Source organism: Caballeronia sp. S22 (genome assembly GCF_964261745.1).
GTDB lineage: Bacteria > Pseudomonadota > Gammaproteobacteria > Burkholderiales > Burkholderiaceae > Caballeronia > Caballeronia jiangsuensis.
Map to the genome: position 1 here is coordinate 64,167 of NZ_OZ180036.1, position 19,174 is coordinate 83,340.

At 57.7% G+C, this 19,174-nt stretch carries 13 protein-coding genes; 5 read left to right on the forward strand and 8 right to left on the reverse strand.

Going from position 1 to position 19,174, the window contains the following annotated elements; translation table 11 throughout:
• Positions 1-514: 514 nt before the first annotated feature.
• The 3 genes from ltrA to ACEN42_RS15400 all read left to right on the forward strand — a co-directional run bounded on the left by ltrA (position 515) and on the right by ACEN42_RS15400 (position 4,783).
• Positions 515-1,906, forward strand: coding sequence for a group II intron reverse transcriptase/maturase (gene ltrA / locus ACEN42_RS15390; protein WP_371881714.1), 1,392 nt, complete (start codon positions 515-517; stop codon positions 1,904-1,906).
• Positions 1,907-2,257: 351 nt separating this feature from the next.
• Positions 2,258-4,087 carry a CocE/NonD family hydrolase gene (locus tag ACEN42_RS15395; RefSeq protein WP_371881715.1) on the forward strand — a complete coding sequence of 610 codons (1,830 nt, stop codon included), beginning with the start codon at positions 2,258-2,260 and terminating at the stop codon, positions 4,085-4,087.
• A gap of 30 nt (positions 4,088-4,117) precedes the next feature.
• The gene (locus tag ACEN42_RS15400; RefSeq protein ID WP_371881716.1) at positions 4,118-4,783 is read left to right on the forward strand and encodes a TetR/AcrR family transcriptional regulator; all 666 of its coding nucleotides are present in this window, start codon (positions 4,118-4,120) and stop codon (positions 4,781-4,783) included.
• Between the two features lie 88 nt (positions 4,784-4,871).
• Here the strand turns inward: ACEN42_RS15400 and ACEN42_RS15405 are convergent, their stop codons facing one another.
• The 4 genes from ACEN42_RS15405 to ACEN42_RS15420 form a co-directional block, all read right to left on the reverse strand.
• On the reverse strand, positions 4,872-5,501 hold the full coding sequence (locus ACEN42_RS15405) for a TetR/AcrR family transcriptional regulator (protein ID WP_371881717.1): 630 nt from the start codon (positions 5,499-5,501) through the stop codon (positions 4,872-4,874).
• 164 nt (positions 5,502-5,665) lie between these two features.
• Positions 5,666-6,925, reverse strand: coding sequence for an NADH:flavin oxidoreductase/NADH oxidase family protein (locus ACEN42_RS15410; RefSeq protein ID WP_371881718.1), 1,260 nt, complete (start codon positions 6,923-6,925; stop codon positions 5,666-5,668).
• A gap of 72 nt (positions 6,926-6,997) precedes the next feature.
• Positions 6,998-7,975 carry an alpha/beta hydrolase fold domain-containing protein gene (locus ACEN42_RS15415; RefSeq protein WP_371881719.1) on the reverse strand — a complete coding sequence of 326 codons (978 nt, stop codon included), beginning with the start codon at positions 7,973-7,975 and terminating at the stop codon, positions 6,998-7,000.
• A 480-nt stretch (positions 7,976-8,455) separates the two neighbouring features.
• Positions 8,456-9,670, reverse strand: a complete 1,215-nt coding sequence (locus tag ACEN42_RS15420) for a porin (protein ID WP_371881720.1) — start codon at positions 9,668-9,670, stop codon at positions 8,456-8,458.
• Between the two features lie 705 nt (positions 9,671-10,375).
• Between ACEN42_RS15420 and ACEN42_RS15425 the strand changes: the two genes are divergently transcribed.
• On the forward strand, positions 10,376-11,890 hold the full coding sequence (locus ACEN42_RS15425; RefSeq protein ID WP_371881721.1) for a DHA2 family efflux MFS transporter permease subunit: 1,515 nt from the start codon (positions 10,376-10,378) through the stop codon (positions 11,888-11,890).
• Between the two features lie 817 nt (positions 11,891-12,707).
• The gene (locus ACEN42_RS15430; RefSeq protein ID WP_371881722.1) at positions 12,708-13,838 is read left to right on the forward strand and encodes an NADH:flavin oxidoreductase/NADH oxidase; all 1,131 of its coding nucleotides are present in this window, start codon (positions 12,708-12,710) and stop codon (positions 13,836-13,838) included.
• A 178-nt stretch (positions 13,839-14,016) separates the two neighbouring features.
• Here ACEN42_RS15430 and ACEN42_RS15435 read toward each other — a convergent pair whose 3' ends face one another.
• From ACEN42_RS15435 to ACEN42_RS15450, 4 genes are all read right to left on the reverse strand, one after another.
• On the reverse strand, positions 14,017-15,219 hold the full coding sequence (locus tag ACEN42_RS15435; RefSeq protein ID WP_371881723.1) for an alpha/beta hydrolase family protein: 1,203 nt from the start codon (positions 15,217-15,219) through the stop codon (positions 14,017-14,019).
• 539 nt (positions 15,220-15,758) lie between these two features.
• Entirely contained in the window at positions 15,759-16,613 is an 855-nt protein-coding gene (locus ACEN42_RS15440; protein WP_371881724.1) for an alpha/beta fold hydrolase, read from the reverse strand.
• A 522-nt stretch (positions 16,614-17,135) separates the two neighbouring features.
• Entirely contained in the window at positions 17,136-18,770 is a 1,635-nt protein-coding gene (locus tag ACEN42_RS15445; protein ID WP_371881725.1) for a cation acetate symporter, read from the reverse strand.
• The gene (locus ACEN42_RS15450; RefSeq protein ID WP_371881726.1) at positions 18,767-19,129 is read right to left on the reverse strand and encodes a DUF485 domain-containing protein; all 363 of its coding nucleotides are present in this window, start codon (positions 19,127-19,129) and stop codon (positions 18,767-18,769) included. The genes ACEN42_RS15445 and ACEN42_RS15450 overlap by 4 nt, the downstream gene beginning before the upstream one ends.
• Positions 19,130-19,174 lie beyond the last annotated feature (45 nt).

Consider the following 19,174-nt stretch of genomic DNA (forward strand, 5'->3'; position numbering starts at 1 on the left):
TATTGCAATTGCGCTACCAGTCGCAAGTCCCTTCGATATTCGGCACGCAATATCGAAGATTCCAAGTGAGAAGCGACCTTTGCCCGCCTATATGGCGGGCTTTTTTTTGGTGCGCCCGGCAGGGCGCACTCACTAGGAGGTGAAAGTCCTCTACACACCCGGCAAGGGGAAGTGTTAGCCGGAGGCAAGGGTTTCGCGGGTGACTGCGAGTCCGAAGGAAGCCCGAGGCAAAGCGCTGGCCTGACGAACAGGAAGCGGATACGAGGCGACACATCAGGATGAGGCAGCCAAAAAGGCCAAAGTCCAATACTTGCACGGAATGATGCGGCGTATATCCGACAGGCATAAGCGCGAAGGTGGGTGCGTCATACCCGGGGAGATCTGTGCGGCTGCCGAAGTGCTACTGGCGTCGAGAGGCGCTGGGATGGCCGTGCAGAAGTCAGCAGAGGGCATATTAGGCCGCGAGGCTGAAGGCCCAAACATGAAGGACCGCAATTAGGACGGTAGAGACTCGATGTCAGCCGATGAAACACAAGCCCGGGAGACTGGGGCCATGAAACAAGGACCGGGACGGAATCTCGAGGTCGGCGCTCGTGGTGTCGAGGCTGATGCGGCGGCTACCGGGCAAACGAAAGCGGGGGAGCCATCGCTGATGGAGGCGGTGGCTGAACGCAGCAACCTGTGGCTGGCGTATCGACGGGTGGTTGAGAATCGCGGCGCACCGGGGATCGATGGTCTCTCGGTGGAGCAGTTCAAAGACTGGCTGAAGACTCACTGGCCGGGCGTGAAGGCGGCGTTGCTGGATGGGCGATACATGCCGGCGGCGGTACGCGCAGTGGACATACCAAAACCTTCGGGCGGGGTAAGAACACTGGGCATTCCGACGGTATTGGATCGACTGATCCAGCAGGCGCTGCATCAGGTACTCCAACCGATCTTCGAACCTGGGTTCTCCGAATCGAGCTACGGCTTCCGGCCGGGGCGCAGCGCACAGCAAGCGGTCCTGACAGCACAGCGGTACGTGCACGAAGGCCGTCGCTGGGTTGTAGATTTGGACCTCGAGAAATTCTTCGACCGGGTGAACCACGACATCTTGATGTCGCGGATTGCGCGGCAGGTCACGGATGAACGGGTGCTCAAGCTGATCCGGCGGTATCTGGAGGCGGGCCTGATGCGCAACGGGATCGCGCAGGCGAGACGGGAAGGGACACCGCAAGGTGGTCCCCTATCGCCGCTGCTGTCGAACATCCTGCTGACGGATTGGGACCGTGAGCTTGAGCGGCGCGGACATGCGTTCTGTCGCTATGCGGACGATTGCAATATCTATGTCCGAAGCAAGGCGGCAGGCGAGCGGCTGCTGACTGAAATGACGACGTTTCTCGCGAAGCGTCTGAAGTTGAAGATCAACGACGCGAAGAGCGCATGCGCCCGCCCGTGGACACGTAAATTCCTCGGCTACAGCCTGACGGCTCATCGTCAGGCGCGACTGCGCATCGCGCCGGAAAGCCTGAAACGGCTGACGGCGCGCGTGAAGACGTTGCTGAGGGAGGGGCGGGGAAGCAGTTTGAGCGGCACCATTGAGACACTGAACCCGGTGCTTCGAGGGTGGGTCAACTACTTCCGATTCACGCAAGGCAAACGCGCGCTGGAGGAACTGGATGGCTGGCTCCGACGCCGACTGCGATGCCTGCTCTGGCGGCAGGCGAAGCACCGGCGGGGGCGCACCACCATGCTACGTCGACAAGGACTACCGGAGGATCGGGCATGGCGCTCGGCCCACAACGGCCAGGGGCCGTGGTGGAACGCTGGAGCGCGCCACATGAACGACGCCTTCCCGAAACGTTTCTTCGACAAACTGGGGCTGGTTTCGCTGCTGGATACCCAGCGACGCCTCCAGCCTTCTTGATGAACCGCCGTATGCGGAACCGCACGTACGGTGGTGTGGGAGGGCTGAGGGGGTGACCCCTCACCCTACCCGATAGTCGTGCGTGGTTTTCCAAAGCGGCGTGATTTGCGGGCACGTTAAGCCGAGGAGAAATCAGTTTGCAATGCTCTGGCTGTTCGAGCCGGATTTGAATGCCGAAGTTCTGTCGGTTTTCGAACAATGAAACTAGGAACTCTCACGAACGAGTAAAGCAGCGCTAGGGTTGGCCCTAGCTTGTTGCGGCTCCTTGGTTGCTCGTACGATCAAAGCGGAACACAAATCGCATTTGCATTAATGCGTGAAGAGCCTGACCAACCAAAGGATTGATTGAAAATGAAACTTTTGAAGATCGCCTCCGTGGCACTGGCAGTCGCCTCGGTGTTTTCCGCCGCTCAGGCCGACGCTGAACCCGTCACAATCCCGGCTGCGCACGAGGAGGTCGTGCTGCAGAATGGCCGAACTATGCTGTATGAACAGAACGTCAAGGTGCCTTTGCGAGACGGTAGTTACGTCTATGCCAACGTGTATCGCCCCAAAGTGCCGGGCAAGTACCCGGTAATCATGGCGCAGGGCCCGTATGGTAAGGATGTGCCTTTCCAGGAGGCCTATGCATCGACGTGGGCCAAGACAATCAAATCCAACCCGGCAGTTTGCGCCGGATCATCGTGCCGCTTCGTGCGTTGGGAAGAGACCGATCCGGAACGATGGGTCGGCGACGGCTATGTAGTAATCGCCGTCGACGTTCGCGGGTCGGGCTATTCGCCCGGATACCTGAATGTCCTGTCCGTTCGTGAGTCCCGTGACTACTACGACGCCATTGAGTGGGCTGGCACTCAGCCATGGTCCAACGGGAAGGTTGGCCTGCTCGGCATTTCGTACATGGCGATCAACCAGTGGCAGGTTGCAGCGCTCCAGCCGCCGCACTTGGCCGCAATCGCCCCATGGGAGGGAGCATCGGATCTGTACCGGGAGGTGTTCTTCCACGGGGGTATCGAGAGCGACAAATTCTTCCAGATCTGGTTTAACGGTCAGATTCTGCCGAACCAAAATGGCAACGCAAAGACCCGCTATCGAGACCCGGGAACCCATGAGCCACCGACGGGGGCGCCGCTGCGCGAGGATCAACTGAAGGCGAATCGCATCGATCCGCTAGATGAGGACCACGAGCACCCGCTGCTCGACGCGTTCAATGAGGAACGTACTCCGGATCTGGCTCGCATCAAGACGCCGCTGCTCTCGGCCGGTAACCTTTCCGGCGCGGGGCTGCACGGCCGTGGCAACTATGAGGGATTTGTGCTGGCGTCGTCACCGAGCAAGAAGCTTTTCGTACACGGTGGAACGCATGACGACAGCTTTTACGGTAAGGAGGGGATAGCATTGCAGCACAGGTTCTTTGACCGTTACCTCAAGGGCGTGAATAACGGCTGGGAATCTCTACCACCAGTCACGATGACGGTTCGGGACCCGGCAGTGAAGCCCGCTGTCGACCGAGCGGAATCGACGTGGCCGATTTCCCGGATTGAGTGGAAGAAGTACCACCTCGACGCGGCGACGAAGCAAGTCGGCGAGCAGATGCCCGGCACGCCGTCCACTGCGACTTTCAAGGCTGGGCAAGGCGTTGCGACATTCGACACGACCTTCGATACCACCGAGGAGTTCTCCGGCCCGCTGGCGGCGCATCTCTGGGTTTCCTCGAGCACCACTGATGCAGATCTGTTTGTGACCCTGCAGTTGTTCGACGAGACAGGCAAGGAAGTCACCTTCCTCGGTGCGTCCGATGAAGCGGCGCCGCTTTCCCAAGGTTGGCTGCGGGTCTCCCAGCGCAAGCTCGACGAGAAGCGCAGCACGGCTGTCCAGCCGTGGCACACTCACGATGAGATACAGAAACTGGCGCCGGGTCAGCTCTATCCGGTCGACGTGGAAATCTGGCCGACATCGATCGTGGTTCACCCCGGTTACAAGCTGAGAGTGCGCGTTGAAGGCTCGGACTTTGTCCGGCTGGGCGCGGATCCAACTCAAATGATCAATCGCGGTTCTGGGTTTTTCCTTCACACGGACCCGGTGGATCGGCCGGCTGCGGAGTTTGGCGGCGAGACGACAATCGCGACCGGCGGCGACCATGACTCGTACCTGGTTATGCCGTTCGTGCCAGCGAAGAAATAAGCAAAAGGGCGGCTGCGCTAGAATGAGGGTATGAGATCTTTTGACACCTCTCCGTTCGTCCTGCCACCTCAGCAGGAGCGCAGTCGCGCCGCCTTGGCGCGTATTATTCAAGCCGCCGCAGAAGTGATGGTCGCGCGTGGGCTCGAGGGATTCTCAATGGCTGAAATTGCTGCCGCCGCGGGCATGCCCGTCGGGAACATCTATCGACGCTTCAAGGGTAAGGACGACATCATCCAGGCCATCAAGTTAGACGCCACCGCACGACTTGAAGCGGCAGTGATGCAGAAGCTTGATGGGCAAGTTTTTGCCGAGGCACGTGATCTCGTCTTCGCATATGCGCAATCGATGGCGGTCGCTTTCGAGAAGGACGAGGCGCTTCATAAGGTTCTTTTCAATCAGCCGACAATCAATCCAGCTCTGTCGAAAATCGGAACCGAGGGCCGGTTAAGAATCTACGACCAGTACAAGAAATCGCTCCTTCCATTGCTCGGAGATGTGCCGAATCGCCGCAAGGAGGTGCTGGTACGCGTTTCTTTCCAAATCATCACTCTCGCATTCCTCGCCAAAGCGGCAGGAAATGATCAGCTAATGTCTGGCACCTCGTGGGGTGCCGCTTCACGCGAGTACGGAGAGGCGGCATTCCGGTATCTTGCTTCTCACGGCGATGGGGACGACTCGCTATCTGATTCTCGCTGAGAGCAGCAGGCGTTGACGTGAGCGGGTGATAACGAGCTCAAAAATAGATACGTGCGAGCCACGTAGTCCTGGTTGCCCAGAAGCTCGTTCAGGACTTTAGATAGGCTAGTGCGGCTGCACCATACTCCGCCTTCAGTGCCGGCCAGGAAAGGGCATTGAGAATCGAGTCTCGACCACGTGCCTTTTCTACTACTGCTGATGTCATGATCTGGAAGGACACACGCACTCGATTTTCGGCGCAGGTGCCGCTGAGGTGCGGGAGCAGAAGCAAAAGAGTCTCGCGATAGACGCTGAAAATCCTTTGTCGGCCGCTCGTCCCGATTTCATCCTGGGCAGCGTCGCGCACGCGTTCGTCATATAGCGCGAGGTGCACGGCTTCATCCTGAGCGAATACTTTCACGTTCAGAGCCATATAGGCTGGGATGAAGGTGTCAATACTATGAAAGCGGCGCCGGGCGAGTTGCTGGACGATCGTGTGCTCAATGCGCGATGTTACGTCTTCCTTTAACGCTTGCAGGATGTCGCCTTTGCCGCGGAATCGTCTATATAGGTTACCGACGGGAAGGCCGGCCGCTGTTGCGACTGCCTGAATCGAAAAGCCGTCTATCCCGTCTCGACGCAAGACGAGACCGGCAGCTTCGACGATTCTAGCCAGCGCCTGCCGGCTTCGGTCTTGTTGCGGAGGCAGAACGTGGCGCGAAAATTCGAAGGTCGGCATGGTCGAAAACGTCAAACTCCTCAGTCGGGAAGAACTGCGCAGCCTGCGGGCGTCGTACCCGCTTCTAAAACGAAGCGGGGCAGTTGGACCGCAGGCTGATGCTTCTGAGCATCAGTGACGCCGATGAAGCAGACGCGTCCCGACGCGAGAAAGATGATGTGTAGTTAGACTTGTTGAGTCTCGACAGCGTTGCGGGCCAGCCACGCCTTCAGATAGCCGGTCTCCAGCGCCTTGAATTGTTCCAAAGCGGCTTCGCCCGACATCTCCAGATCCGGCTCAAGGCCGTCGGCCATCCGGTCGATTTGCACGTTGCACCAAGGCAGGATGAAGAAGACCTGCAAATTTGCCTCGGGGCTCGGGGCGTGGTTCGCTTCGCCGCGCAAAAGCTTCCCAGCGATGTCAGGGTCGACGCAGAAAGGCCGGCCGAGGCCCACCAGATCCACTTCACCCCCTTCGATTGCGTGAGCCATGGCCGTGACGGTACGGAAGCCACCCGTGACCATCACCGGCATCTTGGCAATCTGGCGGATCTCCGCCGCAAATTCGACGAAATAGGCTTCGCGTTTGATGGTGCTGGCCGAACGGCCGTCTTCGCCTTCATCCTGGAACGTAAGGCCGACGATCTTCGGCTGCTCCACCGAGCCGCCGGAGAGCTCCAGAAGGTCCAGGCTCGATTCGTTCAGCCAGCCTACAACCTCAAGGGCATCTGCCTTGGTGAAGCCGCCCTTCATGAAGTCCGACGAGTTCAGTTTCAGGCCGATAGGGAACTCGGGTCCCACGGCCGAGCGGACGGCGGCAATCAGTTGCAGCAAAAACTCGGCGCGGTTACGCAGAGATCCGCCCCAGGCATCGGTTCGGGTGTTGGAACGGCCGCTCAGGAACTGCGAGACGAGATAGCCATGTGCGCCATGGATATGGATGCCCGTGAACCCGGCTCGTTTAACGAGTTGTGCGGCGGTCGCGAACTGCGAGATTGCATTGCGGATTTCCTCCACGGTCATCTCCCGTGGCTTAGCGTAGCTGCGGCCGAGCGTCGCGGGCACTTCCATCTCTACAGACGACGGCGCAAGCGGCGCCGGGTTGATGGCGGAGGCAACCTGCCGGCCAGTATGGCCGAGTTGCGCCCAGAACGCAGCACCCTTCGACCGACCGGCCGCAGCCACCAGCGCTAGGTTGTCCAACCCGGTCTCGTCGACGACTACCACGTTGCCTGGGCGTTCCAAGTGCGTCGGGTCAATCTGGAAATTGCCAGAGAGCAGCAGGCCGGCGCCCGAATTGGCCCAGCGGCGGTAGAGATTCACGAGGCGCGTGGTCGCGTGGTTTTGGTCGTCCGCCACACCCTCGCTCATTGAGGCTTTCACCAATCGGTTTTGGAGCGTGGCTCCGCAGGGCAGGGTGATGGGTTTGGAGATTGTTTCAATCATGGTCGGTCTCACGGAAGGAAGCATCGGTTGATGAGTGAAGGGAAGAACTGCTGTTGCAAGCCGCCGCCGAACTCAAGCGATGGCGGCAAGAATTCGATCGCGCATCGTCGCCGGGAACGTGTCAGGGATGAGTTGTGCGTGTTCATTCGCGAGCTTGTCTCGCTCGCTTAGCGTCCGACGGAGAAACAGCGCGACCGAATTAGCTACCATTTCGCCGAGACTCGCGGACGAATCGAACCCGTGCCACGCCCGGGAAATGACCTGTAGATCGGTCGTAACACCGTGCCGAATCAGCGCGTCATAGACGCAAAGGGTGTGGTGCGGCGGGACGAACCCGTCGGCGCCCCCATGCCACAGTGACGTTGGGGGGAAATCAGCTCCGATGTAGGCGAGCGGAGAGATGGCGGTCGCAGCCTCTGGAGTGGATGCATCGTCGAGCAACACGCCTGCCTGCAGTTCGCCGGCTGCGTTGTTGTGAACCATCCCCGTAGGGGAGACATCTAATTCCGGCTCGTGGTAGAACAGTACCGGCGGATAGAGGGAAATGACGGCATCCGCGCGGGCAGAAGTCGGGTCGTTGAGCCCGGGTTCCAGCCACGCAGGGTTGTCGGCTGTCCCAGCCGCCATGAGCGCCAGATGTGCGCCGGCACTGAACCCTTGAATCGCAATTCGATTAGGCTCGACGCCCAGCGCTTCGGCGTTCGCGCGCACCCATCGGATGGCACGATGCACGTCGTGGATTTGCGCTGGCCACGGATTCTGCGGCACTAGACGGTATTCAATCGAGATGCAGGTGAAGCCGAGTGAGCTCAATTTCTCATTGCGCGCGGCGACCATCTTGCGGTCCCCAAGCCGCCATGCGCCACCGTGCACCTGAATGACTGCGGTCCGCTGCTGGTTCGTTGGTTCAGGAAAATACAGGTCAGCGTGCAGCTCACGACCGTCTGCTGTCCCGATCACCAAATCCGGCTGGTTGCCGACCGTCGCACCGCGAAACGCGTGCGTGGGCGCGGAAACGTCGCTTTCTTCAATGTACGAATCAGTCTTCATGATTTCTCTCTAGTAAGTGCGAACGGCGAAGTCGTCCGCGGATACTGTTCGATGCTCTTCAATCAGCTGCGCGTCGCTGAGGACATCGACAGCCCTTCCAATTTGCTTCAATCGAGCGCAGTCCTTCCGTCAGTCCAGAGTCCTTGATGGACCTGCGGATCATCCGACGTTACGTAGTATAACGCAAATCGGATTCGCATTCACATATTGTAGACTTTAGCGCCGCTGGCAAGACTTCGCAAGGAAGTGGGATGCGGGCAGGCGGCGCATCGGTCCGCCTGACTGACATGGATCGAGCCACCGAAGCGATATGCTCTGAGACCTAAGAAATGGGGCGGCGCAGGAAATTGGCCAAGACAGTTTTTGGGGCTTGCATTTCTGTCCTGCGGGGCGGCCATGCGCCAGGCTTCCTGCGCCCGAGCCCGCGGTCATGTCGCGGACCGCGTTGCTCGTGGTTGTGGCTCGGTCAGGGCGGGGAAGTCAGAACAGCTTTCTGATACCGGCCGCAATTGCCAATTGGTTGCGGCCAATAAGGCCTGGGGTGAGAAGCGGAGTCGCGCCTTCCCCACCCGGTAATACGCCCTGCGACTTGTTGTCCGCATACCCTATATCAGCGTAAATGCTCGAAGATTTTGAGAGGAAGTATGTCGTGCCAACTCTGTAAACATTGGAGCCGGCGCTGCTATTCTGCAAATCCTGAAGGTGCGTGTAATCCGCGACAAAAGAGAGGAAAGGAGTGGTCTGCCAACTCGTTGACACGTAGTAGAAATTCTGATTGGCGCCCGTCGTGGGATTCCGGAATTTCGAAAACTCAAATCCAGTCTTTACTGAACCGAACACATAGGTGATGCCGAGAGCGTAGGCTCGCAGCCAGGGATTGTTAGTCAGGCCGCTCGGATCTTTGGCGTCAAAATACCCGGAAATTAAGCCCAACGTGCCGTTGGTCCAGTCCAGATTGGCAGACCACGTCGATTTGTTTTGTATGCTCCCGGCCGTCCCGCCGAAGGAGTAGAGTGCGCTACCGCTGAATCCGTAGGTGTTGTCGGGAATCGTGTACTTGACTGAGTTGTTCACCCATGCATACATCAATCCGCCGTTGACTCTGCTGTTGATACCGCTGATCTCTCCTGCGGGCCCTAATTTTGGATTGACGTTTGACGAATTCGACATCACGACAAGCGACATTGACCCAAAGTTGCTGATGGCAGTGTCCCCGGCGACCACGCCTTCATAGAAGGGGGAATAGTTGCGTCCGAGTCGAACCGTACCGAGCGGGCTCTTGATGCCGACGATCGCCATGCGGTCAAAAAGAGAATTTGTGTCGTTCGGGAAGGGAACGGAGAAGTTTCCTGCGCCAGTGACCGCGCTGAACCCATTTTCGAGCTGGAAAATAGCTTTCATTCCGCCACCAAGCTCTTCGTAGCCAAGCAGCCCCCAACGACTGGTGAAGTCATTGCCAGAGGCGAGTACCAACGCGCTACCAGGCTTTCCGGAGGACGTTATTCCCGCCGAAGTCCGGTAGTTGATGCCCGTATCGATCAGGCCATAGAGTGTCACGCTCGATTGCGCCGCTGCCGCGACGGGCGCTGTAGCAAGAATTCCAGTCAGTAGTCGAGACAGCATCCGTGCCCGTGACGGATATTTCGACCGCGCTCGTGTGAACAAACTTCTGCCTCCGTTCCTTCGGTGATTCATCAATATCTCCTTATAATGTAGTATTGCTAACTAATATGTAAGGCAAAATCTTGTGTAATCACTGAACGAATGGACCTTACTCGTTCAGAAAATGTCCTTCGTCGCCAACTTCTTCCTCAACACCCCATTCGCATGTGGGTGACGTCGCGTGTCGTGAGTAGGGCGCCCTCGCTTCATCATGGCAAGGTTCGGCCGTCCTTCGGCTCGCACCAGGCTTCCTATCCGACGCACGCACTTCGCTCATTGCTCGTTGGCATATCGATGCTTGCGGTGGAGCGATGATGCGCTTCGACGCGTGCATGTGAACGATTGCGGTGAGAGTGGCGCGGTCGCATCTTGACTCGTGCTGAAGCGATCTTGTGGTCAATATATCGACGGTAAAATGTGAACGCAAGTTGCATTAGCATTAGGTTAACCCTAGAATCCGAGGTGTAGGTGTGGGATGCAACCGCCGTTGCCGTCACATATCCGTGAACGTTGGTAAGGTTCTGGTTGGCCTGTATCGGTCGTTCTAGAACTCGAGGAGTGGGTTGCAGGCAACCGGTGAAGGGAGCTGGACGTGTGCCGAAGCCCAGCGAAATATTCGTTGGACGCAGAGCAATGTCGGACGAAACGTACCAACTACTACGTTGGCTACCAAGGCATCGACAAGTATTTCCGTACCGTTTTGATTTGCTCGTTGACCTCCTCTCTGGAAAAATTCACATGACCCCGACTGCTCAGACGACCGCAACACGGACACTCGATCCACACGTGTTACGGATCGCTGCCGTGGTTGTTCTTGGCAGCTTCATGTCAATCCTCGATACCACCATTGTCAACGTAGGCATCAGGGAACTGTCGCGAACATTTGGCGTTTCGTTGTCAGTCACGCAGTGGGTTTCCACGGGCTATATGTTGGCGCTGGCGACCGTCATCCCCTTGACCGGTTGGGCGGCAGATCGCTTCGGCACCAAGCGCCTCTATATCGGGTCAATCCTTCTTTTTGTGGTCGGCTCGATGCTGTGTGGTATGGCGTGGTCGGCTGCGTCGTTAATAGCATTTCGAGTGCTACAGGGGTTCGGCGGTGGAATGATTATGCCAACCGGTCTTACAATTCTTTCGCATGCTGCGGGTAGCAACCGCATGGGGCGGGTGATGGGCATCGTTGGTATCCCGATGCTGCTGGCGCCGATAGTGGGCCCGATTCTTGGTGGCTGGTTCGTTGACGATGTGTCTTGGCGAGGAATTTTCTTCGTCAACGTGCCTATTGGGTCGATCGCATTGTTGGCCGCCGTTCGTGTATTGGAGCGCGATGAGCCCGCACAACGGAACGGTTTTGATTGGCTCGGCTTGTTATTGTTATCGCCAGGACTTGCGATCTTCGTCTACGGCTTGGCGGAAACGGCATCCGGTGGTGGTTTCAAGTCGATTCACGCAACAGGAGGTGTCATCGGCGGTCTGTCACTATTGGCGGCGTTCGTATGGCATGCCCGGCGTCGAGAGGGTGCATTGATCGATGTGCGTCTTTTTGCGCGCCGCTCCGTGGGACCGGCAGCGCTTACTATGCTGTTGCTTGGGACCGCGTTCTTCGGGACGGCGCTGCTACTGCCTCTGTACTTTCAACTTGTTCGGGGCGAGTCGGCGTTCCACGCGGGGTTGTTGATAGCGGCGCAAGGCGTTGGCGCAGTGATCTCGATGCCCGCAGCAGCGCGTATAACCGACAGGGCTGGCCCGGGTCGGGTTGTGCTGTTCGGCCTGGTCTTGGTTGGCCTAGCCATGTTCAGTCTTACCCACATTCAGAGTGATACCTCGTTGTGGAAGATTGAAGTAACGCTTTTTTTGCTGGGTCTCGGTATGGGGTCGACAATGATGCCGACCATGAGCGCGGCGCTGGCCTCTTTGCAGCGGCATGAGGTGGCACGAGTCACAAGTGGGATGAACGTGGCTCAGCGCGTGGGCGGTTCCATAGGTACAGCGTTGCTCGCCGTGGTCTTGTCTCAGCAAATTGAGAAAGTTGCGCATGTCAGGATCGCGGGCGAGACCGGCATACAGACCATGCGAAGCTTGTCACTTACCGAGTATGCGGCGGTGCTGCCGGCTATCGGGCGCGCTTTCGGTCATACCTTCGATTGGGCCCTGGGTATCATTCTCCTGGGGCTGGTGGTCGCGAGTTTTCTACCTCGGAAGAGTTCGGCCGGTAAGACTGGATTTCGCGCAACGCCTGGTGCGATAAAGTGAGCTGTCGACTGCGAGCGAAGACCATGTTCGAAGCGCTGCCACATGGCGGCCGATTCAGGGATATCTGGATATCTCGTTTCCAAGTTTGAGATTTTTGCACCTAAGTCAGAGGTCGGGTTACGTGGGCTCGACATAACCTTGCGATTGGTTGACGTCAACGAATTTGCAGGGCCGGCCAGACCCAAGTTGTGGGCGACCCGTCGGGGGACGTCAACATGAATTTGAAGCCGACGTGTACAAAGGGTGAAGCGATCTCTCGCTTCGAATTGGACTTCGCAGCCATCGAAAGAAAAACCCGCCTTACGGCGGGCAGGCCACGTGGAGGACGTGGAGGAGACGCCCTGTGACTCTACTCGTGTGTCAAAAACCTTGCATAACTAGGCGCTTCCTTGACCTAAACTTTGATGCCTTGCGGACGTGGTCGTGTCGTCCATCGGATTAAGGGGCAGTTCGCTGTCGGCCTTCGGCCCGAACTAGGCCGGTTCGAAGGCCGGGAGCGGGTCGAGGCTGGACGAAGAGCATTTATGCATGACGCGCAATGCGCCTGTGCAAATGGTTGTGACAATCCCGTCTCTTCCTTTCCCACTGGTCGTTTCGAAAGATTCCGCCCGTGAGACACTGGGCCGAATGCGAGCACACGCACGGCAAATTATCAAAAGATAAATTATACTGCGATCAACGTTTTAACCGGTCTTGCCGCGGAGTCGCAGAGTTGGCCGGTTCACATTGCCTGTGGCGAGTAACGCCTCGGCATTCGGAAGCGTCGCGATAGCCGCGCGACCACCGATTCTCACCAAATATTCGGCAGGAGAAAGTCATGACGTCAGCGCTGTTTTCGCCGGTTACCATCGGGCCGGTTACGCTCCCGAACCGTATCGTTGTATCACCGATGTGCCAATATAGTGCGGATGATGGGTGCGCGAACGACTGGCACCAGATGCACCTGATGCAGCTCGCGATGTCCGGCGCTGGTCTCATTGTTCTCGAAGCTACCGCTACTGAGCGGCATGCGCGCATTACCCACGGATGCTTGGGTCTCTATAGCGACGCGAACGAGGCATCGATTGCGCGTGTAATGGCTGCCGCACGGCGAGTGGCTGCGAAGGGGACCAAGTGGGGTATCCAGCTCAGCCACGCGGGACGCAAATCATCCGCGCAACGCCCGTGGGAAGGTCGTGCAGCGCTTGGTCCCCTCGAGGATCCGTGGCAGACCGAAGGTCCGTCTGCATTGGCCGCTGGAGCGGACTGGCATACGCCCAAGGAGATGACGCGTTCCGACATGGATCGGGTGCGAGATGGCTTTGTGGCGGCGGCTATTCGTGCAGCACGCCTTGGTTTCGACGTAGTCGAAATCCACGCCGCGCATGGATACCTCATCCATCAGTTCCTCTCGCCGATTGCCAATCTGCGCACGGACGCCTACGGCGGCTCTTTGGAGAACCGGATGGCGTTTCCGCTGGAGATCGCGGTTGCGGTTCGGAAGGCTCTCCCCGACAACGTTGGCTTCGGATTGAGAATTACGGGATCTGACTGGACGCCGGAAGGACTGGGAGTCGCAGACGCCGTTGCTTTCGCATCTGCACTGAAGGCAGCAGGGGCGGACTATGTGTGTGTGAGCTCAGGTGGAATCGCGACGGTTCGTATCCCCGTGGGGCCGAACTATCAAGTCCCGTTCGCTGCCGAAGTGAAGGCAAATGTCGGAATTCATACGCGTGCCGTAGGTATGATTGCCGAAGCCAACCAGGCTGAAGAAATCATTGCATCGGGGCAGGCAGACACCGTGGCGGTGGGCCGAGCGTTCCTGGACAACCCGCGATGGGTATGGCACGCGGCCGAGCGCCTTGGTGCTGAAGGCCAGATGACATATCCGCCGCAATACGAACGCAGCAAGCGTGCTCTGTGGGCTGGCGCCAAGCTGGCGCGACCGGACGCAACTAGCGCTCAGTAAGCCTCATATTTGCGGATGCGGTGAGCTGAGCTAGCCCTTCTGGGCTGATCCCAGTTCATCTCACCAATAAGAACGGGTGTGTTCGGCTCACGCCGCGGACTTTCCCGCGAGCGCGAAGCCCTTCCAGTTTGCTAAGGCGCGGGCATGCCCCGCGTCTTCACAAGAGGACAGCGACCGTTCACGAGTGTTTTAATGTCTCGTCGAGCCAATCAAACATCGTCTGGTGGGCGCGGTACATTGCTCCCATATGGCAATGTTCGCCGGCGCCCTCAGCCATAGCCAGTGTGACAAGCTTCTTTGGCGCGACAAGCTGAGCATGGATGGCTGCCGGCTGTCCTTTCAGGAATTGGTCGTTCTCGGCATCGAGCACCAGCGTCGCGGCCTTGATCTGCCCAGCGATACCCTCCATCGTGTACTGTTTGCTCTTTCGAACGAATTCCGCCGGCGAATCCGTGCCGAACGTCCACATGCCGTTGTTCAACAGCCAACGTGCGCCGGTGCTGCTTTTCATCAGCATACGCAAAACCTCATTCGCGGCGGCGTCGTTCTTGTCATGAATCCAGGATACGAGGAAAGGCGGGAGGGAGTTGTCGAACACCGCGTGGAAATCGAGAATCCCATCGTCAAGAATGATTGCAGCCGGTCTATGCTCGAAAGCGGCGGCGCGCGCAACGAGGTAGCCGCCCAAGCTATAACCAAAGAGAGCGATCTTGTCTGCAGCAACTTCCTTGCGGGTGAGCGCGAAGTCAACCACTGGCGTGATGACTGCCTCCCAATCATGCCTGAAGGTTAGTTGCTGCTTGCGAATAGCGGCCCCTTGGCCAGGTCCGTCGAAGGCAAGGACGTTATAACCGCGGCTTAGCGCAGCCGCCCCGATGGCGAAGTACGACTCTTCCTGCGTTGAATCGAACCCATTGTTGTAGATGACTGTGGGACGGGGTTCCCCCGACCGATCAGCCAGAAATAGATAGCCCGGTAGGGTGCCACCTTCGTACGGAATCTCGACGACTTCGAAAGGCGTTTCAAGCAGTCGCGCGCCTTTCAGGAACACCTCTGTTGAGCGACCAGACAATCGCGCCACGTCGGCGTCTCCCACTGGACTTGCTCGCTTGAAAAACTCGGCCGTGCGATAGTAGTTCGAGGCGCGAAGATAAGCCTCTCGGGCGCTGACTTGATGGCCTGCCGAACTCGACGTATCCCCAATCTTCGCCACCCGGTCTGCCGTGGCTTCCCATTGAGCGAGCCATGCGGTTTCGTCGCCTTCAGGAATCGCGCGAGCGGTCACGATGACCTCGCCAAGGTCCGCGCCTCCGTAATTGGAAAAGCCAGCGGTACGGAGCGTCTCGAACGAAAACGACTCATCGTTAAACAGGAACTTCATGTTCATCTCCTGATAAGACATGGCGCGATTCAGGGCGCCCTGTGAAGGCTGTCTCGCTAGCCATCTTCATGCAGACGGTCGAGACCTACTGGAAAAATACACGTGCGTGCCGGGGGAGTTGTCCCAGCGACGGCTCCAAAGCCGGACCCGGTGGTGTGATCGCAATGCACTGTCGCAAGTCTCGCTGCAGCATAGTCAGGGAACAATCGACGGAAAACGCTAGCTGGTGCCGGTCTCGGAAACTATGTGCGACCCGAGCAATTCGAACCAATGCGAATTTTCATACTTCAGAGGGGATGCAGATCGGAGCGGTCAAATCGAGCAGCGCAAGCTCCTGCTGTCTTGAAGGCCATCAGCTCTTCACTTTTTCAATTTTTCGTTGCTCAAGCAAGCACGTCACCAATATAGTAATGCCAAAACCAGAACGCAAGGTGCATTCACATTATCGTCGCCTGTAGCCCACCGTAATCGCGCAATGTGAAATCCTCGCGCAGTTCAGTAGGGATGGGCTTTGTAGCCGTTGAGGTCGTAAATCGGCGTCATTCGAACAGGATGAAGGACTGAAGCATCCGGTTGAACGCGCGTGGATTGGCAACGTTCATGCCGTGTGATGCGCCAGCGATAGTTTGACGCTCAGTCAGATAGAGCCATTCCGCGAGTTTGTCTACGTTGTTGCGGAACATCTTGGGGCTATTTTGGCCATCGATGAGCAGCGTTCTACATTTGATGTCGGCGGCAGTGTCGCGAGAATACGCCGGCAAGGGATCACGAAACTGGAGGGGAAGCGTTCTTGCGTTGTCAATAGCCATCGTGCGAAAGCTGCTGCTACTTTTTTGCCAGGATCCTGGCCTGCTCACCGAATCTACAAACAGTTCCAGTCCTGCTTCGGTCTCGCCATCTTCTATCAAATCGGAGACCTTGGCCCGTAAAGCGTTGGTCGCTGCGGGCAACGCCGCGGCGACAGTGTCGTCGTGTTGCAAGGGGCCAGCCGGGTCGGCGAGCGTTAGCGTTCTCACAAGCCGGGGATGACAACGTGCCAGGTTGAAAGCTACAGTGCCTCCTCTGGAGTGTCCGACAAGATGTACTGACTCGAGGCCCAACGCACCGATGAATTCGGCAAGTTCCGTTACGTGCGTTTCAAGAGTGAAGTCCCCTCGTATCGATGCCTCTGAGGCGGGCCAGTAGTGACTCAGGCTTGGAGCAATGCAGCGAAATTGCGTGGAGAGCGAGATGATCTGTTCGTCCCAGTAACGGTAGTCACAGAGGGATCCATGCACGAACAGGAGAGGGTCGCCGGATCCGGCCTCGAGATAGGGTATCGATACTCCTGACGAGATCGTCGCAAACAATGGGTCAGGGCCAAGAAGGGCCAGCGGCTCAATTCGCATGTTCATGATCTGGTTGCTCCTCATCGTCCGCATGTTTGGACAGTTCGCGACATCCACACAGCGGCGAGTGCGAGTGAAGCTGGAAATATGTGATGCTGCACATCTGTCGCTTAGATCGACGTAGCCTTTCACAAATGAAGCTGTCTATCAGTGCGTTTAAGAGTAGTTTAGATGATCATTTGATAAATTGAACTTGGTGACCACGCACAGGTCCATTGCGTCAGAAACAATGCCCCCGCCCGAAAATTCGGGTTTCCGTTGATGAAACGAAGGGTTCGTATGAAGACGTTGCTGTTGAGGCGCGGTGGGCGGTCGCCGAGCACAGAGAGACCTAACAGCAAGGTGAGACTAGCATGGACGGCTTCCTGTCCACGTAGTAGCCGATGAATCCGCGGACAGAAACAGGCTGGTTGATGCTACGGTGCGTTCTTGGGGGAGCTGAAAAATCCTTGGTCAGCGCCCCAGGTCATCAAGTATTCGGCCAGGCGGAATCCATAAATCGGTTGCGCCTGGCCTTACACGGTGAAATTACCCTTGTTTTAACATGCCCAACTCGCAGTCGACGAGTTGGTTCTCGAAGAGGCTGCGCTCGCGCACGCCGGCTGCCGACCTGTCAGTGACCGAGAAAACAAAGATTGCCGCGAACGAGACTAGCATCGAGAAGAGGGCTGGATATTCGTACGGGTAAATTGCATGCGCATGTCCGAGAACCTGTACCCAGACCGTCGGGCTGAGGATCGTGAGGATCACAGCGGTCGCTAAGCCAAGGGAACCACCCCACACCGCGCCACGCGTAGTCAGTCCTCGCCAGTAAATCGAAAGCAGGAGAACGGGAAAGTTCGAACTCGCAGCTATCGAAAAAGTCAGGCTGACGATGAATGCGATGTTCTGTTTCTCGAAAGCGATACCCAGCAGGATAGCGAGCACGCCAAGCGCGAGCGTGGTCATGCGAGATACCCGCATCTCTTCCCGGTCGGTTGCCGCACCTTTGCGAATCACGTTCGCATAAAGGTCATGCGATACAGCAGACGAACCAGCAAGAGTCAATCCGGCCACAACGGCGAGAATGGTCGAGAAGGCAACGGCGCAGATGAAGCCGAGGAAAATATTTCCACCGACCGCGTGGGCAAGATGGATGGCGACCATGTTGACGCCGCCGATGACGGTCCCGGACGGCGTGTGGTACTGCGGATCCGTCGCAACGAGAGCGATTGTCCCAAAACCAATAATGATAATGAGCGCATAGCCGATTCCGACGATGCCCGTCGCGTACAGGATGCTCTTACGGGCCGCCTTGACGTCGCCGACTGTGAAAAACCGCATGAGAATGTGTGGCAACCCGGCGGTACCAAAGATGAGAGCCAGGCCAAGAGATACAGCTGATACAGGATCCGAGACAAGGCCGCCTGGGCTCATGATCGCGACATGTTTTGGGTGCGCGAGAATCGCCTGGGAAAACAAGGCGTTCAAGCTGAAGCCGAAGCGGCTAAGGACCATGACTGCCATGAATGCTGCGCCGGCGAGCAGCAGGACGGCCTTGATGATCTGGATCCAGGTCGTAGCCAGCATACCGCCAAAGAATACGTAGACGACCATAAGCACGCCGACAATGACAACCGCTGCAACGTAGTTGAAGCCGAAAAGCAGTTCGACGAGCTTGCCGGCACCGACCATCTGTGAGACGAGGTATAGGAGAACAATCACGATGGAACTGGAAGCCGCGAATGCACGAATCGGTCGTTGCTGCAGGCGATAGGAAACCACGTCTGCCAAGGTGTACTTGCCGAGGTTGCGCAACGGCTCGGCAATCAGGAACAGGATGATGGGCCAGCTGGCAAGGAAGCCAATCGAGTAGATCAGGCCGTCATAACCACTCGAGAAAACGAGAGCGGAGATGCCCAACAATGAGGCTGCCGACATATAGTCGCCGGCGATAGCCCACCCATTCTGGAAGCCTGTGATTTTGCCCCCGGCAGCGTAGTGATCGGCGACGCTGTTGTTCTTTCGTGCCGCCCAACGAGTAATGAACAGCGTCGATGCGACGAACACGAGGAACATCCCGATGGCGATCGGGTTGTGGCTTTGCTTGAGGCCAGCCGGCGCCGCAGCAAATGCAGGTAGCGCGCCGAGAAGCAGAAAAATGCAGAGACCGAGGCGTTTCATTTCCGTACACCCTCCTTGATTTTGCTCGCGGCCGCGTCGAAGACTGTATTTGCGCGGAAGACGTAGACGGCGACGAGAGCGAACGTGATGACAAACATCCCAAACCCGACTGGAATGCCCCATGTACATGGCTGGTCCGCTGAGATGCGTCGTCCAAGCAAATCAGGCGAGAAAGCTAGCGTCAGGATGAACGCGAAGTACAGAATCAACATTACCGCGGTAAGTGACCAGGAGAAGATGCGGCGCGAACGAACGAGAGTCTGAAATCGGACGTCGTCGAGAATGGGATTGGCAACGGCAGCACAGGGATTGCCCGCTGCGAACGTGTCATTGCTATAAGCCGGGGAAGTATGGTCCACGGTGTCTCCTTGGTTACGTTGTCGTCGAGACGTTAAGAAACCGGC